The organism is Streptomyces diastatochromogenes, from assembly GCF_002242805.1.
Classification (GTDB): Bacteria; Actinomycetota; Actinomycetes; order Streptomycetales; family Streptomycetaceae; genus Streptomyces; species Streptomyces diastatochromogenes.
In genome coordinates, this window is record NZ_MCGQ01000026.1 from 114,450 (window position 1) to 139,344 (window position 24,895).

General features: G+C 73.2%; 17 protein-coding genes. 5 read left to right on the top strand and 12 right to left on the bottom strand.

Translation table 11 applies throughout. The features are described from left to right. Nucleotides 1–11: 11 nt before the first annotated feature. The gene (locus BEK98_RS28765; RefSeq protein ID WP_094219590.1) at nt 12–1,100 is read right to left on the bottom strand and encodes a cation diffusion facilitator family transporter; all 1,089 of its coding nucleotides are present in this window, start codon (nt 1,098–1,100) and stop codon (nt 12–14) included. A 73-nt stretch (nt 1,101–1,173) separates the two neighbouring features. Between BEK98_RS28765 and BEK98_RS28770 the strand changes: the two genes are divergently transcribed. After that, nucleotides 1,174–1,527: an ArsR/SmtB family transcription factor gene (locus BEK98_RS28770; RefSeq protein ID WP_094219591.1), complete on the top strand. Its 354-nt coding sequence runs from the start codon at nt 1,174–1,176 to the stop codon at nt 1,525–1,527. Nucleotides 1,528–1,544: 17 nt separating this feature from the next. On the opposite strand, the gene BEK98_RS28775 is transcribed toward BEK98_RS28770, so the two are convergent. The 3 genes from BEK98_RS28775 to BEK98_RS28785 form a co-directional block, all read right to left on the bottom strand. Continuing rightward, entirely contained in the window at nt 1,545–2,768 is a 1,224-nt protein-coding gene (locus BEK98_RS28775; protein WP_094219592.1) for a 4-hydroxybenzoate 3-monooxygenase, read from the bottom strand. 75 nt (nt 2,769–2,843) lie between these two features. Next, nucleotides 2,844–4,481, bottom strand: a complete 1,638-nt coding sequence (locus BEK98_RS28780) for an APC family permease (RefSeq protein ID WP_094219593.1) — start codon at nt 4,479–4,481, stop codon at nt 2,844–2,846. Nucleotides 4,482–4,684: 203 nt separating this feature from the next. After that, nucleotides 4,685–5,092 (bottom strand): CoA-binding protein, encoded by a 408-nt coding sequence (locus BEK98_RS28785; RefSeq protein ID WP_094219594.1) that lies wholly within the window; start codon nt 5,090–5,092, stop codon nt 4,685–4,687. 141 nt (nt 5,093–5,233) lie between these two features. Between BEK98_RS28785 and BEK98_RS28790 the strand changes: the two genes are divergently transcribed. From BEK98_RS28790 to BEK98_RS28800, 3 genes are read left to right on the top strand one after another with little or no spacing between them, the layout of a single operon-like run. Beyond that, complete coding sequence (locus tag BEK98_RS28790) at nt 5,234–6,067, top strand: hypothetical protein (protein ID WP_094219661.1); 834 nt, start codon at nt 5,234–5,236, stop codon at nt 6,065–6,067. After that, nucleotides 6,064–6,612: a SixA phosphatase family protein gene (locus BEK98_RS28795; protein WP_094219595.1), complete on the top strand. Its 549-nt coding sequence runs from the start codon at nt 6,064–6,066 to the stop codon at nt 6,610–6,612. The genes BEK98_RS28790 and BEK98_RS28795 overlap by 4 nt, the downstream gene beginning before the upstream one ends. 25 nt (nt 6,613–6,637) lie before the next feature. Then, nucleotides 6,638–7,264, top strand: coding sequence for a YigZ family protein (locus BEK98_RS28800; RefSeq protein WP_094219596.1), 627 nt, complete (start codon nt 6,638–6,640; stop codon nt 7,262–7,264). A 48-nt stretch (nt 7,265–7,312) separates the two neighbouring features. Here BEK98_RS28800 and BEK98_RS28805 read toward each other — a convergent pair whose 3' ends face one another. Further along, a complete protein-coding gene (locus tag BEK98_RS28805) occupies nt 7,313–8,758 on the bottom strand; it encodes an MFS transporter (protein ID WP_094219597.1) in 1,446 nt (481 codons plus the stop codon). 33 nt (nt 8,759–8,791) lie between these two features. Next, nucleotides 8,792–9,190, bottom strand: a complete 399-nt coding sequence (locus BEK98_RS28810) for a DUF3291 domain-containing protein (RefSeq protein ID WP_094219598.1) — start codon at nt 9,188–9,190, stop codon at nt 8,792–8,794. A 115-nt stretch (nt 9,191–9,305) separates the two neighbouring features. Here BEK98_RS28810 and BEK98_RS28815 point away from each other — a divergent pair, with 115 nt between their 5' ends. Beyond that, nucleotides 9,306–9,926: a MerR family transcriptional regulator gene (locus BEK98_RS28815; RefSeq protein ID WP_094219599.1), complete on the top strand. Its 621-nt coding sequence runs from the start codon at nt 9,306–9,308 to the stop codon at nt 9,924–9,926. Nucleotides 9,927–9,932: 6 nt separating this feature from the next. On the opposite strand, the gene BEK98_RS28820 is transcribed toward BEK98_RS28815, so the two are convergent. The 6 genes from BEK98_RS28820 to BEK98_RS50970 are packed head-to-tail and all read right to left on the bottom strand — an operon-like array spanning nt 9,933 to nt 24,867. Further along, entirely contained in the window at nt 9,933–11,231 is a 1,299-nt protein-coding gene (locus BEK98_RS28820) for an NAD(P)/FAD-dependent oxidoreductase (protein ID WP_094219600.1), read from the bottom strand. 9 nt (nt 11,232–11,240) lie between these two features. Further along, nucleotides 11,241–12,032, bottom strand: a complete 792-nt coding sequence (locus BEK98_RS28825) for a 4'-phosphopantetheinyl transferase family protein (RefSeq protein ID WP_094219601.1) — start codon at nt 12,030–12,032, stop codon at nt 11,241–11,243. Continuing rightward, a complete protein-coding gene (locus BEK98_RS28830) occupies nt 12,014–13,819 on the bottom strand; it encodes an acyl-CoA dehydrogenase family protein (protein ID WP_094219602.1) in 1,806 nt (601 codons plus the stop codon). Before BEK98_RS28830 ends, BEK98_RS28825 begins: the two co-directional genes overlap by 19 nt. Beyond that, on the bottom strand, nt 13,819–15,531 hold the full coding sequence (locus BEK98_RS28835) for an acyl-CoA dehydrogenase family protein (RefSeq protein WP_244202042.1): 1,713 nt from the start codon (nt 15,529–15,531) through the stop codon (nt 13,819–13,821). Before BEK98_RS28835 ends, BEK98_RS28830 begins: the two co-directional genes overlap by 1 nt. Continuing rightward, the gene (locus BEK98_RS28840) at nt 15,531–17,147 is read right to left on the bottom strand and encodes a PfaD family polyunsaturated fatty acid/polyketide biosynthesis protein (RefSeq protein ID WP_094219604.1); all 1,617 of its coding nucleotides are present in this window, start codon (nt 17,145–17,147) and stop codon (nt 15,531–15,533) included. The genes BEK98_RS28835 and BEK98_RS28840 overlap by 1 nt, the downstream gene beginning before the upstream one ends. Before the next feature lie 31 nt (nt 17,148–17,178). After that, nucleotides 17,179–24,867, bottom strand: a complete 7,689-nt coding sequence (locus BEK98_RS50970; RefSeq protein WP_279635488.1) for a beta-ketoacyl synthase N-terminal-like domain-containing protein — start codon at nt 24,865–24,867, stop codon at nt 17,179–17,181. Nucleotides 24,868–24,895 lie beyond the last annotated feature (28 nt).

The following is a 24,895-nucleotide window of genomic DNA, read 5'->3' on the forward strand; positions in this document are numbered from 1 at the left end:
GCCGCCCGAACTCAGGCCGTCAGATGATGGGCGAGCGCCAGATGCGGGTCCGTCTCGCCCGGCACCGGTGCCGGGTCGGCGTGCACCAGGGCGGCCGTGAGCCTCGGTACGGCGTGCAGCAGGGCGTGTTCGGCCTCGACGGCGATCGCGTGCGCCTCGCGGACCGACACCTCGCCGTCCACCACGACCGCCAGCTCGGCCCGCAGCCGGTGCCCGATCCACCGCAGCCGCAGCTCGCCCACCTCGCGCACGCCCGGCACCGCGCGCACCGCCCGCTCGGCCCGGTCCACCAGCGCCGGGTCGACGGCGTCCATCACCCGCCGGAACACCTCCCGCGCCGCGTCCCGCAGCACCAGGGTGATCGCGGCGGTGATCGCCAACCCGACGAGCGGGTCGGCCAGTTGCCAGCCGAGGGCAGCGCCGCCGGCCCCCAGCAGCACGGCCAGTGAGGTGAACCCGTCCGTCCGGGCGTGCAGCCCGTCGGCGACCAGCGCGGCCGAGCCGATCTCCCGGCCCACCCGGATCCGGTACCGGGCCACCCACTCGTTGCCCACGAACCCGACCAGCGCGGCCACCGCGACCGCCGGCAGATGCTCCACCGGGCGCGGGTCGAGCAGCCGCCCGACGGCCGCCCAGGCCGCGAACGCGGCGGAGGCGGCGATGGTCAGCACGATCGCCAGCCCCGCGAGATCCTCGGCCCGCCCGTACCCGTAGGTGAACCGCCGGGTCGCCGCACGCCGCCCCAGCACGAACGCGATGCCCAGCGGGACGGCCGTCAGCGCGTCGGCCGCGTTGTGCACGGTGTCCCCGAGCAGCGCCACGGACCCGGACAGGGCCACCACCACGGCCTGCGCCAGCGCGGTCGCCCCGAGCACGCCCAGCGACACCCACAGCGCGCGCAGGCCCCGCGCCGAGGACTCCAGCGCGGGGTCGAGCTTGTCGGCGGTCTCGTGCGAGTGCGGGGTGAGCAGATGGGTGAGGCGGTGGCGCAGGCCGGGGGAGGGGTGCGCATGGCCATGCGGGTGGGCGTGGGGGTGGGCATGGTCGTGGTGGTGGCCATGAGAATCCTGGCCAGGCCCGTGCGTGTGCCGGTCGCTCACGGGGATCCCCTTCCGGTGGGCGGGAATGGACGCGCGGCGCCCATGGAGCCATTATGTGCGTATGAGCGCACGCATGCACCTATCACCTGCGCATCATGCGCAGCCGCGTACCCCGGGCGACGAGCAGTTCGTGGTGGCCGCCGAACTCCTCGCCCTGCTCGGCGACCGCACCCGCCTCACCCTGCTGCACGCCCTGACGTCCGGCGAGGCCGACGTCACCACGCTCACCGAGGCATGCGGCGCCGCCCGCCCCGCCGTCAGCCAGCACCTGGCCCGGCTGCGCCTCGCGGGCCTGGTGAGCACCCGCAAGGAGGGCCGCCGGGTGGTCTACGCCCTGCGCGACGGCCACCTGCGCCGCCTGGTCGACGAGGCGCTGAAGGTGGCCGACCACCGCCTCGCCGAGAAGGCCACCCCATCGGAGCGCTGAGCCGCGTCGGCGCCTGCTCAGAACACCGCGGCCGAGCCCAGATACTGCTCGGCGAAGGCCGCCGCGGCGGCGGGTGAGGTGAACAGGCGGCGCAGCCGGGCGAGTGTGGTGCCGGCCCGGAAGGGGTCACCCGAGGCGACCCCGTGGTAGATGTCCGACAGCCACTGCGAGAACTCCTGGTAGTCCCACACCCGCCGCAAGGACGCCTCCGAGTAGGCGTCCAGACCGCTCCCGTCGCCCCGGGTGACGTACCCGGCGAGCGCGTCGCCGAGCAGGAACGCGTCGTGCAGGGCGAGGTTCATGCCCTTGGCCGCGATCGGCGCCGTGAGATGACCGGCGTCCCCGGCCAGCAACAGCCGCCCGTGGACGAGGGGTTCGACGACGTAGTGGTGCATGTCCAGCACCCGCTTCTCGATCAGCCGGCCCTCGGCCAGCGGCGGTGCGCCGGCCGCGCCGAGGCGGGTGCGCAGCTCGGCCCAGACCCGGTCGTGCGGCCAGTTCTCCGGGTCGTCGCCGGGCGGGCACTGCAGGTAGTAGCGGGTGACCTCGGGGCTGCGGGCCATGTGCCCGGCGAAGCCGTTCGGGTGGACGCCGAACAGGACGCAGTCGGAGGAGGGCGGGGCCTCGGCGAGCAGGGCCAGCCAGCCGATGCCGTCGTCCTGCCGCGCGATCCGGGTACGCTCCGGCGGGATCGCGTCCCGGGTCACCCCGCGCGCCCCGTCGCAGCCCGCGACGAAGTCGCAGCGCAGCAGCCGCCGTTCACCGGTCTCGGGGCACCGGTACGACACCGCGGGCCGGTCCGAGTCCAGGTCGTGCAGCCGTACGTCGCGCACACCGAAGCGGATGTCGCCGCCGCGCACGTCGGCGTACTCCCGCACCAGGTCGGTCACCAGCAACGGCTGCGGGTAGACGTAGTGGTGGTGACCGGTCAGGTCGCCGTAGGGGAACCGGTACCGCTCGCCGCCGAAGCGGAACTCGCAGGTGTCGTGCACCTGGGCCCGCTCCATCAGGTTCTTGCCCAGGCCGCGCCGGGCGAGTTCGCGGACCGCCCATTCCTCGATCACGCCGGCTCTCGGCCGGGTCTCGATGAACTGCCGGCTCTCGGTCTCCAGGACCACACAGTCGACGGAGGCGTCCCGCAGGATCGTGCCCACGGTGAGCCCGGCGGGCCCGGCGCCCACGACGACGACCGTACGGCGTTCCTCGGGCGCGGAGTTGGGGTGGGGGGAAGGGTGTGTCACCCCCGCATTATGACGGTGTCCCGTCAGCCACGGCGGAGTAGCCGCGGCCGACGGGACACCCGGTGAGGTGCGGGGTCAGTGCGCCGGAGCGTCGGTGACCACGACCTCCTCGATGCTGCGCTCGATCGCCTCGGTCTTCGACGCGGTGGCCTTGGCCCAGTAGTAGATGGCGAGGGAGAAGACCGCGATGACGAGGATGTCCCACCACAGCGGGATGGTGCCGTTGCCGCCGAAGCTGCCGAACCAGGAGATCGCGCCCAGGCCGATCAGGTAGGGGGGCAGCCACTGCGCGGCCTTGAAGTCCAGCCGGGGCGCGTCGGGCAGGTTCTTGCGGATCGCGTACGCGGCGTAGGAGCCGAGCAGCACGTAGCCGATCAGGATCGCGAAGCCGAGCCGCCACAGGGTGTCCCAGCCGGACCAGAAGATGATCAGGTTGGCGACCACGAAGGACAGCGGCGCGACGAACTTGCCGAAGGGCAGCCGGTACGGGCGCTCGTGGTGCGGCAGACGGTCGGCGAAGACGCCGTACGCCAGCGGCGCGCCCGCGTACATCAGCACACTCGCCGAGGTGATGAAGCTGACCAGCTCCTGCCAGCTGGGGAACGGCAGGAAGCAGATCACACCGGTGACGAAGGAGACGATGAGGCCGAACCACGGCACACCGCGCGAGTCCGTCTTGGCGAACAGCTTCGGCGCGTAGCCGTTCTTGGCCAGGCCGTAGGAGATCCGGGAGGTGGCGGTGGTGTAGATCAGTCCGGTGCCGCCGGGGGAGATGATCGCGTCGGCGTACAGGACGAAGCTCAGCCAGCCGAGGCCCACCAGCGTGGCCAGACCCGCCCAGGGGCCGCTGATGCCGGGGAAGTCGAGCTTGCCCCAGCCGTGCGCGAAGGAGCTGTGCGGCAGCGCGACGATGAACACGACCTGGAGCAGGATGTAGATCACCGAGCCGATCGCGACCGAACCGAGGGTCGCGCGGGGCAGGTCACGCTTCGGGTTGCGGCTCTCGCCGGCCAGCTGGATCGCCTGCTCGAAGCCGAGCAGCGCGAAGATGATGCCGCTGGAGCTGATCGCACCGAGGACGCCCTTGGCGCCGAACGGCGCGAAGCCCTCCGAGGTGAAGTTGCCCGGGTGGAAGTTGCCGATGGCGATGACGAAGATCGCGGCGAGCGGGACGGCGATCTTCCACCAGGTGGCGGCGCTGTTGGTGTGGGCGAGGACACGGACGCCCAGGAAGTTGACCGCGACGAAGACCGCCATGAGGACCACCGCGGTGATGATGCCGCTGGCGGTGAGCGTTCCGTCGGTGCGCTGCAGCCCGTCGGCCCAGCTCCAGTGCTTGGCGTAGCCGATCATGGCCTCGACCTCGATCGGCGCCACGGTGGCCGCCTGGAGCCAGGAGAACCAGCCGAACGACATGCCGGCCAGGCCGCCGAAGGCGTAGTGCGGGTAGCGGGCGGTGCCGCCGGCGACGGGGAACATGCCGCCCAGCTCCGCGTGCACCAGCGCCAGCAGCACGATGGCCACCGCGCCGATCACCCACGAGATGATCGCCGCGGGGCCCGCCACCACGACCGCCTTCTCGGCGCCGAACAGCCAGCCGGAGCCGATGATGGAGCCCACGGAGGCCCACATCAGACCGATCAGGCCGACGTCACGGCGTAGACCGCCGTGGTCCTTCGTGGTTATGGGCGCTGCATGGTCGACTTTCACCATGTCAAGTGGCCTCTCAGATCGTTTAACACAGGCTTAACGAACAACAGCGCCACACCGTAGGGCCGCTTTCCGTGCCGACAAAAGAGCCTTGGTGAAGTCTTGACCTTGGATCTTGTCCCTCTTGGGCTCGGCATTCGCACAGGTCAGAGCCTGACTCGAATGTCAATATTCAGCTGTGAATTGTGAGAAGAAGGTGAGACAGGTCAGCTCAGGCGGGGAATTTCGATCGCCGGGCAGCGGTCCATGACCATGTCAAGACCGGCGGCCTGGGCCCGCTCGTGGGCGGCCTCGTCGACGACTCCGAGCTGGAACCAGACCGCCTTCGCGCCCTTGGCCATGGCTTCGTCGGCGACCGCCCCGGCCAGCTCGCTGTTGACGAAGACGTCGACGACGTCGACCTCGAAGGGGATGTCCGCGAGGGAGGCGTAGCCCCGCTCGCCGTGCACCGTCTCGGCCTTGGGGTGCACCGGCACGATCCGCTTGCCGTAGCGCTGCAGCACCTGCGCCACGCCGTACGCGGCCCGCCGTTGGTTGGCGGACAGGCCGACCACGGCCCAGGTGTCGCCCAGCTCGGTAAGAATCCTGCGGATCGTCGCTTCGTCGCCGTACACGGCGGCCTCCTCGGGCTGCGGGAAACTGTCGTCGGGGCAACAGTGCCCATCAGGCGGTGATTCCCCCGGTAACCCCGCCACGGTGACCGGAATCGGCGCAAGGTGCCTGCGTACGGCCCTCCGCACGCCTACGCTCGGGCCGTGCTGCGCATCCTCGACGCCCGAACCGGTGAGCCCGTTGCCGCCGCGCCCGCCCGGCGTGGCCTGACCCGCATCGAGGCCTACGCCTCCGGCCTGGACCTGACGGCCCTGCGGGTCCTGCTCACCGCCGACGTCCTGGTCCGCGCCCTGGAACTCGGCGGCACCCCCGTCTGGACGATCCTCACCGCACCCCGCCGGCACGCCGAACTCCGCACGGCCGCGACCACCCTCGCCGTCCGCCCCTTCGAGGACGGCCGCGACCTCGCGTCCGGGCTGGGCGAGGCCCAGGTGATCCACGTGGTGGCCGAGAACACCGAGCCCATGCCGAGCGAGGGCCCCCTGCTGACGGTCGCCCCAGCGGTATGGACGGCGCCGCTCGGCCGTGCGGAGCCTCTGCGCACGGCCGACACCCCCACGGCCGGGGAGGCCCCCGCACCCCGCTCGCCACGCGACCATCCCCCTCTCGATCTCTCCGCCCTGCCCGCTCTCCTTTCCGACCCCACCGCCCTCCGCCTCGCCCTTCTCTCCGTCCCCCGGAACACCGCGGCGCGGCTGGACGACGACCGGCTCGGGGAGGCGGCGCAGCGTCTCGCCCGCTGGCGGCGGGCCGTTGCCGGGTGGGCGCGGCAGCCCTCGCGGCCGGTGCCCGATGCGGTGCGGGTGCGGTTGCGGGCCGCGTGGGAGGACGATCTCGATCTGCCCGGGGTGCTGGCTGTGCTGCGGGATGTCGAGAGCGCGCCGGGCGTGGCCGACGGCGCGCGGTTCGAGACGTATGTGTACGCCGACCGCCTGCTCGCCCTCGACCTCGCCCGTGACCTCGGGAGCCTCGCATGATCGAGCGGGCGGGCACGGGCCCGCTGCGCCGGCTGGTCGTCCTGCGGCACGCCAAGTCCGCCTGGCCCGAGGGCGTCGAGGATCACCGGCGTCCGCTCGCGGCGCGCGGACTGCGGGACGCCCCGGCCGCCGGGCGCGCCCTCGCCGAGGCCGACTGCCTGCCGGACCTCGCCCTGTGCTCCACCGCCGTACGCGCCCGCCGCACCTGGGAGCTGGCCTCCGCCCAGTGGGGCACGCCGCCGCCGGTGCGCTATGACCGCAGGCTGTACGGGGCGGACGTACCGGATCTGCTGGAGGTCGTGCGCGAGGCGCCGCGCGAGGTGGAGACGCTGCTGCTGGTCGGGCACAACCCGGGGTTGGAGGAGCTGGTCCTGGAGCTGGCCGGGGACGGTCTGGAGGACACGGTCGAGCAGGTCCGCGAGAAGTTCCCGACCTCCGCGATCGCCGTACTGACCTGGCGCGCCACCGGCTGGCCGGCCCTGGCCCCGGGCACCGCCCTGCTGACGTCGTTCATCGTCCCGCGCGGACGGAAGGAGAAGGGGTAGCCCGGCGCTCGCATAGGCTGACGGGATGCAGGACGAGTACCGCACCGTAGCCCGCGCGGGCGTGCACGAGACCGAGATCAACCGCTCCCGTTTCCTGTGCGCCCTCGCGCCCGCGGCCACCGAGCAGGAGGCCCAGGAGTTCATCGCGGCCGTCCGCAAGGAGCACGCCGACGCCACGCACAACTGCTGGGCGTACGTCATCGGCGCCGACGCGTCCGTGCAGAAGGCCAGCGACGACGGCGAACCGGGCGGCACCGCCGGCGTCCCGATGCTGCAGATGCTGCTGCGCCGCGACATGCGGTACGTCGTCGCCGTCGTCACCCGGTACTACGGCGGCGTGAAGCTCGGCGCGGGCGGGCTCATCCGGGCCTACGGCGGAGCGGTCGGCGAGGCCCTGGACGAGGTCGGCACGCTCACCCGGCGCCGCTTCCGGCTGGCCACGGTGACCGTCGACCACCAGCGCGCCGGCAAGATCCAGAACGATCTGCGCGCCACCGGACGCGAGGTCCGGGACGTCCGTTACGACGAGGCCGTCACCATCGAGATCGGTCTGCCGGACGCCGACGTGGACGCGTTCCGCGGGTGGCTGGCCGATGTGACGGCGGGCTCGGCCGGGTTCGAGCTGGGCGGCGAGGCCTACGGAGACGCGTGAGGTCCGGCCCCCGTACCGGGGCGGCCGGACCGCACGCGTCTCAGGCGTTCACGCCTCCTCGGACGCCGTGTTCCGCGGGCGCGGAATGCCCAGGGCGCACAGGGCGCCGACGAGGACCACGGCGACGCCGACCCACACCGCGGGGTGCAGGCCGTCGACGAACTCCTGGGGGCCGCGGGTGCTGCCGTGCGCCACGAACACCGTGCTGAGCACGGCGATGCCGAGCGCCCCGCCGATCTCACGGACCGTGGTGTTCGCGCCGGAGGCCTTGCCCGCGTGCTCCTTGGCGACCGAGGCGAGCACCACCGCGGCCGTGGGGGCGAACACGAAGCCCATGCCGATGCCCGCGACGATCATCGGGCCGACCAGCGACGAGTAAGCGGTGTCGGTGTCCGCGACCAGGTTGATCCAGCCGAGGCCCACCCCCTGCAGGAACAGACCGAGCGCCATCAGACGGCCGCCGCCGACCTTGTTCGTGAGCACACCGGCGACGGGGGCGACGAACATCGGCATCAGCGTCCAGGCCAGGGTGCGCACACCGGCCTCCAGCGGGGTCCGCGGGGGCACGATCTGGAGGTACTGGGCGAGCAGGAAGAGCGAGCCGAAGACACCGAAGTACATCGCGGCGGAGACGACGTTGGTGAGGGTGAAGGCCCGTATCCGGTAGAACGACAGGGGCAGCATCGGCTGCGCGGCCCTCGCCTCCCACAGCACGAACACGGCCAGCAGCACCGCACCACCGGCGAACGCACCCAGCACCTTCGCCGAACTCCAGCCGTCCGTGTCGCCGTGCACGATGCCCCACACCACCGCGCACAGTCCGGCCGCGGCCAGCAGCATGCCGACCAGGTCGAGGCGGATCCCCGGCAGCGAGCTCTCGCGCAGCGTCAGCAGGATGAGCGGGACGGCGACGACGCCCACCGGCACGTTGATCCAGAAGATCCACCGCCAGTCCAGCCCGTCGACCACCGCGCCGCCGACCACCGGGCCCATCGCGACGGCCAGGCCGCTGATCCCCGACCACAGCCCCAGCGCCAGCCCGCGCATCCGGTCCGGCACGGCCTGGGAGAGCAGGGTCAGCGACAGCGGCATCACGGCCGCCGCGCCGAAGCCCTGGATCGTGCGCCAGGTGATCAGCTGGGCGCTGGTGTCGGCCAGTCCGCAGCCCGCGGAGGCCAGCGTGAACACGACGATGCCGAGCACGAACACCCGCCGGCGGCCGAACCGGTCACCGAGCGCGGCACCCGTCATCAGCAGGCAGGCGAAGCTGAGGACGTAGGCGTTGACGAACCACTGGAGTTCCTGGGTGTCGGCCTTCAGGTCGACGGCCAGCGTGTGCAGGGCCGTGGAGACGACCAGGTTGTCGAGCGCGACCATGAACATGGGCACGCTGCAGGCGACGATCGCGAGCCAGAGCGGAACGCGCCGACCCGTGCGCCCCGGGTCGTCGACGACCGGATCGTCGAGGACCGGGTTTTCTTCGGACAGCGTCATGACGGGGGTCTCCTGATGAGGGTGAGCGGGGGGTCAGGCGTGGGTGTCCTGCTCGGCCAGCCGGCGCTTGGCGTCCGACCAGTCGATGGGCAGGTCCGCCGCCGGGACCTGCCAGAACGTGAAGACCGACTGCTTCATCGTGGGCCGCAGACCGGTCATGATCGACTTGTGCGGCTCGGTCCGCGCGTACGTGTAGAGCGCGTCCTTGTCCTGCCAGGCGGACAGTGTCCAGAAGGTGCGGCTGAAGGGTTCGGCGATGAGCGAGGCGCCGTAGGCTCCGGGCGCGCCGGAGACCTGCCTCCAGGCGGCCAGGGACTTCAGGAAGAAGCGCGGTACGTCCTTGAGGGAGCGGACCTCCAGACGGGACGCCATGACGAACGCCTCGGCATCCGGCGCGGGCTTGTTGACGGTGGTCCAGGGCAGGGTCGGCATGGCTGCGGCCTTCTCGGTTCAGAGGCAGGGCGAGGAGGAGGGACCCAAATTGGATACCTCTACTATCTATGTTAGACAGTAGAGGTATCCATTTTTCAAGAGCGGAGCCGATCCGATGCGTATCTCCGAACTGAGCCGCCGCAGCGGCGTCTCCGTCACGACGATCAAGTACTACCTCCGTGAGGGCCTGCTCCCGGCCGGCCGGCAGACCGCCGCCACCCAGGCCGAGTACGACGAGCAGCACCTGCGCCGCCTGCGCCTGATCCGCGCGCTGACCGGTGTGCGCGGGCTGTCCGTCAGCACCACCAGGGACCTCCTCGACGTCCTGGACCAGCACACCGGCGACACCCACCTCACCCTCGGCCTCGCCCTCGGCGCGATCCGGCTGGCCGAGGAGCCCGCCGGGCAGGCCCCCGAGGCGGCCGAAGTCGACGCATTGGTCAAGGAGTTGGGCTGGGACGTGCACGAGTCGGCGCCCGCCCGCGCCGCGCTCGCCGAGACCCTGGCCTCGCTGCGCTCGCTGGGCGTCCCGCGGGACTGGCGCACCTTGCTGCCGTACGCCCGTCTCGCGGAGCGCACCGCGGTCCTCGACCTGGATCAACTGGACGGCATCGAGGACCCGTTGGAGCTGGCCGAGCACGCACTGCTGCTGACCGTCCTCCTGGAGCCCGCGCTGCTGGCGCTCAGGCGCATGGCCCAGGAGAACGAGTCGGCACGGCGGCACACCGACCACTGAGACGGGTCAGGACAGCTCGCGCAGGATCTCGGCCGCGGCTTCCGCCCCGGCCGAGAACGCGGCCTCGTGGGAGCCGATCAGGTCCGCGCCCAGCTGCTTGGAGTGGAAGTACGACCCGGCCAGCTTGACCCGGGTGCCCTCGTTGGCGCCGTAGATCACGGACTGCCGCTCGCGCAGCGCCATGTCGATGACCGGGTGGGTGTAGTCGAACTCGCGGATGACCGTCTCCGGGTCGAGGGGGCGGGGCGGGTCGAGGGTGACGAAGTAGTCCCGCTCGGCCTCGAAGTCCTGCAGCCGGTTCAGGTAGTAGGTGACGAAGCAGCGGGTCGCGCCGTCCGCCTGGACCTTGCCGTAGTTCCAGGCCCGCCAGCTCCCGGCGTCGCTGGGCATCAGTGTCGGGTCGGTGTGCAGCGTCACGCGCGACCTGCTGTAGCGGACGCCCTCCAGGGCGGCCCGCTGGGCACTCGTGGGGTTCCGCAGCAGGGCGAACGCCTCGTCCGCGTGCGTGGCCAGCACCGCGTGGTCGAACCGCTCGGAGCCGGCGGCGGTGGTCACGGTGACCCCGTCCGCCTCCTGGCGTACGGCGGTGACCGGCGAGGAGACCCTGAGGTCGGGGCCGATCGCCGCGAGCGCCTTGCGCACGTAGGAGATCGAACCGCCGCCCACCGTGCGCCAGTCCACCCGCCGGCCGCCGAGGCCGCCCTCGTCGTGGCCCACGAAGAACGCGATGACCGTGGCCGCCGGCATCTCCCAGATCAGCTCGGCCGGCACCGACCAGACGGCGGAGCAGAGCAGGATCAGATACGAGTGGCGGAACTCCTCGCTGTATCCGCCCTGGTCGAGGTAGTCGCCCATCGACATGTCGGCGCGGCCGCGGACGAAGTCCCGCCGGCTCTCCTCGTGGAAGCGGCGCACCTCCCGCCAGACGTCCGGGAACCCGGGGTACTCGGCCGCGTAGCGCGCCTCGATCGCGCCCTCGTCGAGTTCCAGCTCCTCGGTGCCGTACTCCAGCCCGCTGTCCAGGTCGAAGAAGGTGAAGCCGCCCGGATGCGGGACGGTGTCGACGCCGAGCTGGTCGAAGAACGCGGTCAGCTGCGGGTAGAAGCGCCGGTTGCAGACGATGAACGCCGTGTCCAGGCCGAGCACGTGCCCGCTCTCCTCGACCTCCACGGTGTTGGCGTGGCCGCCGGGGCGGTCCTCGCGCTCGAAGACGGTGATCCGGGCCCGGTCACGCAGATGGTAGGCGGCGGACAGACCGGCGGGGCCGGCGCCGATCACGGCGACGGTCGGCGTGTGCTGGGACATGGCAGGTCCTTACGGTCGCAGAAGGTCGGGAAGGGGGGTGGGGGAGGTGAGGGCGGTGGGGGAAGGGAGGGAGGGGAGGGAGGGGAGCGGCGTGCGGGAGAGGGCGGTGCCGGGCTCGCGCCGGCGCAGGGTGCCGCCGCCCTCGGTCGCCACGGCCACGAGGTGGTGGGCGGAGGGGCGCAGCAGGTCGAGCCGCCAGCGGCGGGCCAGGTCCGGCCGGCGCCCGTCGGCGACACCGAACCGCCCGCCGCCCTGGTGCCGGAAGCGGAGGTCCTTCAGACCCCCCGCGAGACCGACGCCCACCCCCTTGAGGTAGGCCTCGGCCAGCACCCACCGCTCGCTCGTGGCCAGGTCGGGGTCGGCCGGGCCCAGGAAGGCGTTCAGCAGACGCGTCTTCTCCGCGTCGAAGGGGACGCGCTCCACGTCCGCACCGCAGCCGCGCCCCCGGGTGAGCACACAGACGATCAGACCGTCCGTGTGCGACAGGTTGAAGCGCAGCCCGGCGCTGTTCGGGACCGGCTCGGGGCGCCCGTTCGCACCGCGGACGAACCGCCAGGTGTCCGGCGGCAGCCCCGTGCGGGTGCTCAGGGCCAGCCGGGCGAGCAGCCGCCCGCCCAGGAAGCGGCGCCGGGAGCCGGTCCGCAGCAGCCGGTCGTGACGGGTGCGCTCGTCCGGGGCCAGCAGCTCCGGACCGCCCAGCCGCGCGGCCAGCTCCGGCACCCGGTGCTCGGACAGCGTCCACAGATCGGCCGCTCCCGCGTCCGGCCCCGCGTCGGCGCGCGTCAGCGGGCTTCCGCGCACCGGGCCCCCTCCGTGGGCGCGGTCCGCTCGGCCAGCGTGATCGGCCAGTGCGACAGCAGCCGGTTGTCGTCGTGCAGCCGGGTCAGCACGGCGAGGACCTCGTCCACGGCGGCCGGGTCACGGTAGGCCTCGTACGGGTGGAACTGCCGGTTGATCCGCTCCAGTTGGAGCAGGAGCAGCGAGGGGCTCGGCAGCGGCGCGGCCATCAGGCCGTGCGAGTGGACGTAGGTGTGCACACACGCGGCGGCGGCGTGCACCAGGCAGTACTCCTTGGCCAGGTCGAACAGCTCGGCCGAGTGCGCGAAGCCGCGGCCCAGCTCGGCGCGCACTCGGTCCGCCCGCTCCTCCAACGGCAGCAGCCGGCCGAGCAGTTCGGTCGCCAGGTCGGCGGCCAGCAGCAGCCGGTCCCGGTCCTTGTCGGCGGCCCGGTCGGCGAGCACCCGCAGCCGGATCAGCGAGTCGGGCGCGGCCAGGACCGCGTCATCCAGGCCCCGGTTGGACAGCTCCTGCAACGCGGGCCGGTACACCGGGAGTTCGGCGTCCATGCTGTACAGCACGGCCACCCGCTCGGCCGCCTCGGCGCGCACCTCGGCGTCGGCGCTGCGGCCCTTCTCCAGCAGCGCGCCAAGCTGGTGGCCGATGTTGCGCAGGTTCACGACGGTGTTCCCGTCGGCCATGTTGGTCACCAGGATGTCGCGCAGCATCTTCTGGTGCATGCCGAAGCGGGGGTGGGTGCGCAGGAACACCCGGGCCCCGAGCACCACGTTCAGCCGCCCCAGGGTCTCCTCCAGCAGGGTCGGCACCAGGTACTTGGCGGCCGAGGAGAAGACGCTCACCTGCCCGGTCGAGGCCTGGACACTGCGGACGGCGCCGAGACACACCGCGTCCGCCACCATCAGATCGGCGAAGGACTCCGCCAACTGGCGCCCGGTGTACGGCACTTCGACGACCGGACGGTTGAACAGGACCCGGTCCTGGGCGAACTCCAGCGCCGTGCGCAGCGAGGTGTCCACGCCCGACAGGGCCAGGCTGAGGATGACCAGGCGCGCGGTCTGGCTGGTCTTCAGGGCGATCTCCAGGCCCTGGCCCTCGGCCCCGACCAGGTCCGACTCCGGGACGAAGACGCCGTCGAACCGCAGCCCGCTCAGGTCCAGGGCCCGTACGCCGTGCAGCTTCAGCAGGGGCGTCTCGCGGACCGTCTCGGCCTCGGCACGCCACTTGTCGACCACGAGGATCGAGTAGTCCCCGGCGCCCTGGCGCGGCCCGGTGCGCGCGAAGACGACCATCCGGTCGGCGAAGGTGGCGTTGCCGATCGGCCACTTCTCACCGGTGAGCCGGTAGCCGCCCTCCACCCGCTCCGCGACGACCTCGTTGCTGAGCAGATCGCTGCCGTGCGCGGCCTCGGACAGCCCCCAGGCGAGCCCGACCCCCTGGTGGACGGCGTCGATCTGCCGCCGCTTCTGCTCGTCGGTGCCCGCGATCCACAGCGGGGTGAACGCGGCGTTGGTCAGCCCGAGCGCGATGGCGGTCGCCCCGTCGCGCCGCGCCACCAGCCGCATCAGCGCGAACCCGGTCTCCGGGTTGCCGGCCTTGCCGCCCTGCTCGGCGGGCAGCCCGTAGTCCAGGAACCCCCAGCGGCGCAGCAGACCGACGAACCCGTACGGGAAGGCGTCGCGCTCGTCGTGGTCGAGCACCTCGGCGAACGACATCCGGCTCTCCGGGTCGTGCGGATCGCCGAGGTACTGCTCGAGCCGCTCGGCCAGTTCGGTCAACTCGGCCTGGGACATCAGGAGTCCTCCATCGGGTGAGAGGCGGAAGCGAGGCGCACCGGCACGGCGGTCATCAGCCGCCCGGACCGGACGAGCGCCGACGTGGTGTCGAGGGCGGGCAGCAGGTCGGGGCCGTGGCGGCGCGGGTCCACGCCCTCGGCGCGGGCCAGCAGATAGGCGAGCGTCGCCCGCAGCCAGCCGGTGGCACCCGGTTCGGCGCCGTACAGCGACCGGTCGCGGTTGTGCCACCACAGGTGCAGACAGGCGGCGGCCGCGTGCACCCACGCGTACCGCTCGGCCAGGTCCACCAGCGCGTTGGGATCGGCGTCCCGCTGCCGTACGGCGGCCGCCCGCGGGCCGAGCCCGGTCACGGCACCGCCGAGCCGGCGCACCAGGGCGGCGGCCGGGTCGTCGCCCAGCTGCTCCAGGGCGCCGGCGGCGACCCCCGGCAGGGCGCCGAGGACGGGGTCCGCGCCGCGGGCGACGAGGTCGAGGCGCGTGGGGTCGTACGACGGCAGCTCGGCGTCCAGCGCGAAGATCCGGTGCACGGTGTCCGGCGCGGGCGCCTCCTCGCGGGTGACCAGCGTCGGGATCTGGGCGGCGTAGGCGCGCAGGTTCGCCAGCGGGCTCGCGTCGATCACCCGGACCACCGCCACATCCCGCTGGATCTTCTGGAACATGCCCGCACCGGGCGCCTGTTCGCGCAGCACCGCGCGCGTGGCGAGCACGGCGGCGCAGCGCCGGACCAGATCGTCCGTGGCCTCCGCGACCACGTGCTTGGCCGCGAGCGCCCAGACGCTGAACACCTCCGGTACGACATGCACGCCCCGCGCGGCGGCCAGCGCCACCGCGTCGGCCGCGAGCAGCGCCGCCGAGGCGACGGCCAGGTCCCGGCGCGGATGGGCCACGTCGAGCAGCGGCGCACCCGCGACCTGGCGCTCGGCGGCGAAGCCGAGGGCCAGGCGCAGCGCGGTGTCCGCGCAGCCGAGGCTGCCCGCCATGCTCATCAGCCGCACCGCCTGCTGGGCGAGGACGGCCACCTCCAGACCCTCCCCGACCTTGCCCACCAGGGCGTGCCCGGGGACCGGGAGGCCGGCGAAGCGCAGCCGCGCGGTGTCCACGCCCCGCATACCGCCGGTACGGGCGGCCGGCTCCCGGACCAGACCGTGGCGCTCGGCCCAGTCCGCGTCCAGCAGATAGGCGGAGAACGCGCCCGGCCCGCGGGCGCCGGTCCGGGCCATCACGTAGACGGCCTCGCAGCTCAGCCCGTTGCCGACCATCCACTTCTCGCCGTGCAGCAGCCCGTCGTCGTCCAGCCGCACCTCGCCCGACAGCAGGTCGCTGCCGTGCTCGGCCTCGGTCAGCGCGAACGCCACCGTGCCGCCCCGGGTGAGGATGTCCGCCGTCAGGCTCCGCTGGTCCTCGTCGCCGTGCAGCTGCAGACAGGTGGCCGCGATGATGCCGAACATGGTGCCCGGCATCACGTTCACGTCCCGCCGGGCCGCCGCGCGCACCAGGGTCAGGCTCCGGTCGAACGACTCGAACGCGCCGCCCCACTCCTTCGGCAGGTAGTTGAGATGGAAGCCCGCCGCGACCAGCCGGTCGCACAGCTCGTCCGGGTGGGCGTCCGCCTCGTCCCGGGCGACCGCCGCGGCGAACCCGTACGGATTGCCCGGGTCCGCCGGATCGCCGAGGAGTTCCTCCACCGACTCGGGTGTCAGCGCGCCCATCACACGGCCTCCGTCAGGGCGGGCAGCTCCAGCGGGACCGGGCGGTAGTCGGCCGCCGCCGACGGCAGGGTCACGCCCGCCGTGGCCAGCTGGGCGATCCGGGTGTGGAAGGCCGCCCCACGCATCAGGTGGTGGGCGACATCGGCCACCGTCCGGTTCTCGGGCGTCTTCAGATAACTGCCGGACACCCAGGCGTTGAAGCTGCCCATCGCCGGGCCGCACCAGATCTGGTAGTCGGCCGACCGGTCGGCCTCGCCGGTCACCGCCCAGCGCGAGGCCATGCCCAGGTACCAGCGGAACACCAGCGCCATCCGGCGCTTGGGGCTGTCCGCCGCCCGGGCCAGCTGCTCGGGGTCACGCCGGGTGAAGTACCGGACGCACTCCTGCCAGACGTCCTCCAGCGGACGCCGGAAGATCTGCGACTCCAGCCGCGCCCGCTCCTCGGCGGGCAGCGCCTCGATGCCGTCGTACGCCTGGTAGAGCCGGTACAGCTGCTGGGCCCGCATCGCGAACATCGAGCCCCGGCGCAGCACCTGCAGCTCCACGCCCATCTCGAACATGTCGGCCGCCGGAGCCATCGCACAGTCCGTGACGTCCGCCTGCGCGAGCAGCTCGCGGGCGGCCGGGGAGGTGCCGGACTCCAGACAGGACTGGTTGACGGAACCCGTCACCACATAGGCGGCGCCCATGGCGAACGCGGCGGCCACCGCCGTCGGGGTGCCGAGGCCGCCGGCCGCGCCGACCCGGATCGGGGTGGCGTAGCGGTGCTCGCGCTGGATCTGGTCGCGGACCCGCAGGATGACCGGGAACAGCGCGGGCAGCGGGCGGCGGTCGGTGTGCCCGCCGGAGTCCGCCTCCACGGTGATGTCGTCGGCGAGCGGCAGCAGATGCGCGAGCCGCGCCTGCTCGGCGGTGACCAGACCGTCCCGCAGCAGCGTGTCGACCAGGGCGGCCGGGGCGGGGCGCATGAACCGCTCGGCGGTCTCGGCCCGGGACACCTTGGCGATGACCCGGTTCTCGGCCACCACCCGCCCCGAGGGGTCCTGCCGCAGTCCGGCCAGCCGGTAGCGGACCAGATGCGGGGTCAGCCCCATGAACGCGGACGCCTCCACGCAGCGCACGCCGCCGCGCAGGAACAGCTCGACCGCCTCGCGCTCCAGCCGGTCCTCGCTCGGGCTGTGGATCAGGTTGACGGCGTACGGCAGACCGGGGATCTCGGCCGCGAACCGGGCCAGCGCCTTCCCGATGGTCTCCGGCAGCAGGCCCGCCGCGCCGAACGAGGCGAGGAAGCCCTGCCGGGCCAGCGCGATCACCAGATCGGCGGAGGCGATGCCGCCCGCCATCGCACCGGCCATGTACGACTGCCGCACACCGTGCGCGGCACGGAAACCGGCCGAGCCGAGCCGCTGCGGGGGCAGCGCCGGGGCGGCGGCCAGGACGCCGGGACCGTCCCCGCCCGGGGCGGCCGTGCCGCCGGCGACGGCGCCGACGCCCTGGGCCGTGGACACGATGAAACAGGGTTCTTCCACCCGGCTCAGGACCTGGTTGATCCCGGCCGGGTCCACGCTCGGATACCCGTCCCCGTACCAGCGGAGGGGGGCCTGGGGGGTGCTCATGGACAACAGTGCTCCTCGGCTGTGCCGGACGTCAGCCGGCGTCGGGGCGGACCTCGATGGCCACGTCGGTGAGTTCGTAGATGCGCAGGCCCGGCTTCCACAGGTCCGCGTCGGCGATCAGCAGCAGGCGGTCCGCTTCCCGGCGGACCTCCTTGATGTGCACGTCGAAGAACAGCTCGCGGTCGTCGCGCAGGATCTGGCCCCGGTACTTCCAGGACATCTCCACCCCGGTGGCCATGGCGAACCGGGGCCGGGCCATGCCCTCGGCGAGGTTCTGCTCCAGCACGAACAGACGCATGGCCTGCAGCACCGCCTCGACGCCCAGCGAGCCGGGCATCACCGGGTCGCGGTGGAAGTGGCAGTCGAAGTACCACTCGTCGGGCCGGATGCTGCGGAAGCCGTGCACGTAACCGGCGCCGAACCGGCCGCCGTCCGCGACCAGGTCGACCCGGTCCACCAGGTCGAACCGGCCGCCGGGCAGGTGCAGTTCGCCTCCGGAGGCGTCGCGGAAGGCGGGCGCCGCACCGCCCGCCAGCTCGATGCGCCTGACCCGCCCGGCGGCCGGGGTCTCCGTCTCGATCCACGGCCTGACGTAGGTGCCGCTGTCGAGACCGACCTGGTTGGACAGCGCGGCCGCGTTGAAGTACCCGAACAGCGACTCACCGGTGTAGAACACCTCGCCGTCCGCGCTGAGTTCGTACGAGAAGTTCTGCAGCACCGCACCGGAGACGACACTCGTCATCAGCAGCTTCGACTGGTGCCGAATGGTCTTGCCGCGCAGGTCGATGTCCTTCACCAGGGTCGCGCGGCCGTCGAGGTTGCGGATGGCGTACTCCTCCTCGGGCTGCCGGAGGGTGGCGCCGAGGTAGTAGCCGAGGAAGATGGCGGCCTGCAGCGAGGACTCCATGTACACGCAGTTCGGCATGTACGGCGAGGAGTTCTGCGCGTAGTACCAGGCGTCGTCCGGCGAGTCGTACTCGGTGACCATCTCGGAGCCGGGGCTCAGATCGCCGCGGGTGCCGGTGAGCGACATGACCCGGTCGACGAACTGGAAGTCGCCGTTGGGGATGTAGGGGGCGCGGCTCGTGCGGTAGATCTCGAACTCCGGGCCCATCGCCATGTCCAGCAGACCCTTGGCGGAGTGGGCCAGATGCAGTTCGTTGATCATGGCGGGCTCGCCGCTGCGGTTGCGCCGGCCGAGGAACTCGGGCACACCGCCGATCTCGGGCCGGTACGGCGTCCCGGGCTTCTCCACGATCTGCAGGCCGAGGTTCTGCATCCGGACCACCGGCTTGTCCCCGAGGTACACCAGGACGTCCGCGATCACCGTGGGCCGGGGCAGCAGGGTCAGCTCGGTGACCTCCACCTCGTAGCGGATCTCGGCGTCCTTCGGGGTGACCTGGCCGCGCACCTGGACGTCGATGCGGCGATCGGTGACGGTCTGGAAGCGGGCGTCCGGGAGCGTGAGGTGCAGACCCTGGTGCATCAGGTAGATCTGCAGCAGCTGCACGGCTCCCTCCGCGATCAGGGAACCGGCGAGCACCGGGTCGTCCGGGAAGTGGCAGGTGAAGTACCAGGCGTCCGGCTCGAGCCGCTTGACGGCGGTGATCAGGCCCAGCTCGCAGGGACCGCCCTTGCGGTCGACGGTGACCTCGTCGACCATGCGCAGCCGCTCGTCCGGCAGGCGCAGCGCCGGGTTGAGGCCCGGGTCCTGCGCGTGGTCGGGTCCGAACACGTCCCCGGGGCGGCCCTGGGCGAGCAACTCCAGGTCGTGGGCGTCCAGTTGGTGCTTGCGGGCGTAGGCCAGCGGCTTGAACGTGCCCTTGGGCAGCGCGGCGCGGCGGGCCCGGTCCTTGTCGGAGAGGACGACACCGAGCGGGGTCGCCAACTCCTGCTTGCTGAAGAACCCGGCGCAGGCGTCGCGGAGTTGGAGGATCAGCTCGTCGTCCGCGAAGCAGTCGTAGCTGAAGAAGAAGATCGTGGTGTCGCCCTGGTGGACGAACCGGTCGATGGAGATCTCGTAGCGCAGCGTCTGGCCGGTCGTGGGCAGCCCGCCCTTGAAGATCAGCGAGCTGTCGAGCAGCCGGTAGACCCGCTCGCCCTTGTTGCGGAAGTCGATGCCGAGATAGCTGACCAGCAGGAGGTCGCACTGCCCGGACTCCACGGTCACCGCCGGCGGCACTCCGCCGTCGACGGCGTACCAGGCGTCCTCCGGCACGACGTACTCCGTGGTGATCCGGGAGGGCTTCAGCACCCCGGGCTCGGCGTCCAGCTCGGTGACCCGGGTGACGAAGTGGTAGGGCGGTGCGGGCAGCCGGACGCGGGCGGCGAAGGTGTCGATCTGGGCGAACTGGGGCCCGAACACCTTGGCCACGGAGCCGGTCGCGAACTCGAGCAGGTCGGCTTCGTCCCAGATGACGCCCTCGCGGGCGGGGGCCGGGGTGCGGGGCTGGGCGGCGGGCAGGGCCGGGGGAGCGGTGCGCTCGACAACAGGGGTGTGTGTCACGGGAGTTGGAGCCGTGGCGGGCGCCGTCGCATCGAGCAGGGACTCGGCCCGCTCCAGGGTCGCCGCCTGGAGCACCCGGTGGGTCTCCATCACCACGCCGTGTGCGGCGAGCATCTCCTGGCGCAGGTCGTGGATCAGATCGGCGGCGGGTCGCCGGCCCTGGCCGGAGGGTGCGTGGGGGTACGACGGCCGGGCGGGCGGGGTGGCCGGGGGCGAGGAGGACACGGGCGGGGCGAGGGCCGCGGGAGGCTGCGGGGCGCCCCAGGGCAGGGCCGTGATCGGATCCCCGTCGAAGGTGATCACCTCGGAGATCTCCAGCGTCGGGTCGGCAGGCATGGCGGCGGGCTCCTCCGGCGATACGGAAAGGACGGGTACGGCGGGTTCGGGAACCCCGGCGGGCAGGGCCGCGGCGGTGACATGGGCGTCACGACCGGCCGGCTGAGGGTGTCGGCTGAGCCGGGCCGCGGGAGGGTCACCGGGCAGGGCTGCGGGGGTGGCACTCGTCGGGTGGGCGGCGGCGGGCAGGCCTGCGGGTGCGGCCGCGGTCCCCGAACTCGCCGGGCGGGGCGGGGTGGAGAGGGGCGAGGCCGGGTCATCGGCCGAGTGGGCAGGGGCGGGGCGGGCTGCGCGCGTGTCCACGGGCGTGGGTGCGGGGGTGGCCGCTGCCCGGGCACTTGCCGGGCCGGTGGAGGCGGGGATGCCTGTGGTTGGCGTACCCGACGGGTGGGCAGGGCCGGGGGTGGCCGCGGTACCTGTGCTTGCCGGGCCGGTGGATGCGCGGAGTGCCGTGGCCGTCGGGCGGGTGGGAGCGGGGAAGGACCCGGGCGCTTCACCGGCCGGGCCGGACAGGGTGGCGGACTGCTGGTGTCCGGCCGGGCCGGGCGCCGCTGCCGCGTGGGCCCCATGGGCCAGAGCGGTCGGTGCGACGGCGAGGTTGGCCAGGGCCTTGGTCGCCTCGCGGGTGATGCGGGTCGGGATGGGCTCGCCGCGGCCCAGTCGGACCGGAGGGAGACGCCGGGCGGGGCGGTCGGACGGGGCCGGGGCCGGGTCCTGGAGGGCCGTGAGGTTCACCGGGAGGCCGTGGCCGGCGAGGCGGGCCGTCAGGTGGGCCAGCGGTGTGGTGGCCGGGACGCCCCGGCGGTCCACGCAGGCGGCCACGTGCGGGGCGTCGCCGAGGGTGTCCCGGATCCAGCGGGAGCAGGTCGCGCCGGGCCCCACCTCGATGAAGTAGCGGTAGCCGCGCTCGTACGCCGCGTGCACCAGCCGGGGGAAGTCGATCGTCGAACGCAGGGTGTGCGCGATGCGCCGCGGGGACTCGGCCAGCAGCTCGGCCGGGAGCGGCTGGTAGTCGTAGGCGCTGAACAGCTCCAGGTCCCCGAAGGAGCCCATGGGATAGTCGTTCATCCGGGCGAGGCCGTCGAATTCGGGGTCCACGACCGGGCAGTGCATGACCACGTTGACGGGGGAGCGGGCGGCGGGGCAGCCCAACTCCTCGATCAGCGCCCGGCACTGCGCCGGATCACCCGCGATCACCAGCTCGCGCGGGGTGTTCACATGGGTGAGGTGGACCCGGTCGTAGCGGGCGAGGGCTTCGCGCACGGGCTCGGCGGACGTCAGCAGGACGTGGGACGCCCACACGTCCCCGTCGGGGGTCTCCTCGGGCAGCCCCCACAGGTCCCGTACGGTACGGCGCGGTCCGCACAGGCGGTTGCGGAAGATCGGACTGTCGCTGATCAGCGAGTCGCTGCGCCCGGCCGGATCCCAGCCGCCGGTCGCGAACAGCATGCTGGACTCGCCGAGGCTGTAGCCGAACCCGCCGTGCGCGGTGATGCCCAGCACCTCGCGCACCAGCGTGGTGTAGAGGATGGCGAAACTGGTGCCGGTGGCGAGCATGAACGGGACGTCGTCGCCGAGGCTCTCCTCCAGCCGCATCAGACCGCGCCGGTCGAGGGCCTCCAGGGTCCGCGGGTACAGCTGGGCGGCCCGCAGCATCCGGGCCGGCTCGGCGGCCTGTCGCTCGAAGCGGTCCAGCAGGGACGGGAAGGCCCGGAAGAGGTCGGCGCCGAGCCCCGGATAGCTGTTGAAGGCGCCTGGGTAGACGAGCGCGACCCGGCCCTCGGGGCCGAGCGGCCTGGGGGTGAAGAAGGAGCCGGCCGGGGTGGCCCACTCCCTGCCCTCGGCGTGCGCCCCGGGCACGTCCCGGATCGCCAACTCCAGCTGCCGCAGCAGACTTTCGTGGTCCCGGCCGACGAGGACGATCCGCAGCCGCCGCCCGTCGAGCCCGTCCGCCGCCTCCCGCGCCAGCGCCCGCGGATCGGCGCCGTCCGCGAGCAGCGCACGGTAGCGGCCGGCCTCGGCGACCAGCCCGTCCGGCGTGTCCGCGGCGACGGCCAGCAGCACCGGCCCGCCCGCCCGCGACCAGTCGGCCGTCGGACGCGGACGCTCGGCGCCGGGCACGGAGGAGAGGACCACGTGGGCGTGTGAGCCCGAGGCGCCCCGGATGCTCACGGCGGCGCGCCGGCGGCTGTCCGCCCGCTCCCGCAGCCAGGGGCGAGAGGCGTCGGGGACGTAGAAGGCGGAGGCGGCGAAGGCGTCCGCGAGGTCGTCCTCGGGGCGGCGCCAGCCCCGCGTGCCGGGCAGATACGCCTGCCGCAGGCACAGCACGGTCCGGATCAGCCCGGCCACACCGGCCGCGCAGCCGGCGTCGCCGAGCTGCGCCTTGACGCTGCCCAGGGCGGTGGCGCCGGCGTCCGCGCGGTACACCCGCGCCAGTGCGTCGATCTCGGTCCGGTCCGCCTCGGCGGTGCCGCCCGCGTGGGCCTCCAGGTAGCCCACTTCGGCGGCTGCCACGCCGGCTTCGGCCAGGGCCGCCTCCGCGGCCTCGGCGAGCGGGGCGGCGACCGCGTCGGGCATCGAGCCGGACGCCGGTGCGTACCGCACGGCAAGGCCGTCGATCCGGGCGTGCACCCGGCCGGGAGCCGAGTCCGCGCGGGTGACGACCAGGGCTCCGGCGCCCTCGCCGACCCGCCGTCCCCGCCCGCCCTGGTCGAAGGAGAGCCCCGGCTCGCCGGACAACTCGGGCCGGGTCAGCAGGAGTTCCGCCGAGCCCGCCAGGTCGACCGCGCCGACCAGCACCGCCTCCAGGTCCGGGTCGAGCAGCAGCAGCCGCGCGACCTGCAGCGCCTCGGCCAGGCCGGCGCCGTCGCCGGACACGGTGAACGACGGTCCGGTGAGGTTCCAGCGCGAGGAGACCCGCCCGGCCATCACGTTGCCGATGTAGCTGAGCACCTCGTTGGCGCCGATCGGGTCCACCACGGCGTCCCGGGCCACCTCGGTGAGCGCGGCCCGCTGCTCCTCGGTCAGCCGGACACCCGCCCGGTCCAACTCGCGGCGCAGGAAGGCCCCGAGGCCGTACCGGCTCAGCCGGGCGTGCGTGTACGGCTCGATCTCGGTCACCACCACCACGGCGACCCGGCGCGCCTCGGGCGTGTCGCGCGCCCCGGCCCCGAGCCGGTACCCGGCGTCGCGCAGCGCCTCGTCGGCGACCTTGGTCAGCACCGCGTGCTGGGGGTTGTAGATGCGCAGGTCCGACGGCGGCACGCGCAGCTCGGCCGGGTCGACCTCGACCCCGTCCACGAAGGCCCCGCGCAGCGCGTCCCCGGTGAGGCCCGCCTGCTCCAGGGTGCCGCCGTCGGTGCGGTCCAGACCCCGCCAGCGGTGCTCGGGCAGTGGCCGCAGATCGTGCTCGCCCTTGTGCACGGCACGCTCGAAGGCGTCCACGGACTCCAGCGACCCGAAGTGCGCGCCGAGGCCTACGACATCCAGGGCGGGGAGCGCGGCGGGGGCCGGCGGAGCCTGCGCGGCGGTCGCGTCGGGCGCCGCCGACAGCACGACGTGCGCGTTGGTGCCGCCGAACCCGAAGGCGGACACCGCCGCCCGGCGCGGCCCCGGTCCCTCGGGCCAGACCCGGGCGGCACGCACCAGGGTCTCCGCGCCGACCCCGCCGTCCGCGGAGGTGACCGGCTGTTCCACGCCGATGGTCGCCGGGATCGTACCGTCCTGCATGGCCAGGACGACCTTGAGCAGGCTGCTCAGTCCGCCGACGGTCAGCAGATGCCCGATGTTGCCCTTGACCGACCCCAGCAGCGGCACCCGGCCGTGCGCGCCGAAGAACTCGGCGACGGACTCGGCCTCGGTCGCGTCCCCGATCGGCGTACCGGTGGCGTGGCACTCCAGGTAGTCGATGTCGGCCGGGTCGACGCCCGCGCTCGCGTAGGCCCGCGACAGGGCGTCCAGCTGGCCGCCCTTGCGCGGCACCAAGGGGTGCCGGCCCGTGCCGTCGTTGGACAGGCCGATGCCGTCGACGACGGCGTGGATGCGGTCGCCGTCGCGCAGCGCGTCCGCCAGCCGCTTGACCGCGACCATGCCGGCGCCCTGACCGGTGACGATCCCGCCGGAGCGGCTGTCGAAGGGCTGGCTGAACCCGTTCTCCGGGTAGGCGTGCAGATCGGAGAAGGACAGATGGATCAGTGTCGGATCGGGCGCGCAGACGCCGCCCGCCAGCACCACGTCCGCCTCGCCCGCCGCGAGATGCCCGCAGGCCAGGCTGAGCGCGTACAGCGCCGACGAGCAGGCGGCGTCCAGGCAGTAGCGCGGCCCGCCGAGCCCGAGGGCGGCCGCGGTGACGGCCGCGGGCGAGCCGCTCACCCGCAGGTTCTCCGGCAGCAGGGCGTCCCGGTCGACCAGCGGGCGCGCGCCGGGCAGCCCGTCGAGCACCGGGCCGAAGCCGGCCAGTACGGCCTCCTGCGCCAGCGGAACACTGACCTGGGCCGAAGTGGGCGTCGGGAAGGAGTAGTTGCCCATGACCAGGCCGGTGCGGGCCAGGGTCGTCGGGTCGTCGCCCAGGCCGCAGTCCCGCAGCGCCTCCCGAGCGGCGTACATCGACCAGTGGAAGATCCGGTCGAGCCGGGCCAGATACCCGGGGTCCAGCCGATAGCCGGCCGGGTCGAAGGCGAAGTCGGTGATGAACCCGCCCCGGCGGGACGTGATGCGGTGGCGGGGGTCGAGGTCACGCTCGTCGGGCTCCGGTCCGAAGACCTCCGTACCTCCGTCCCGGCGGCTGTCCGTGCCGTCGAGGAGGTTCTGCCGGAACTCCTCGGGGGTCCGGGCGCCCGGAAACAGGCAGGAGATCCCGACGATGGCGAACTTGTGCATAGCAGCTGCTTCCTCCAAGGTGCCGGTC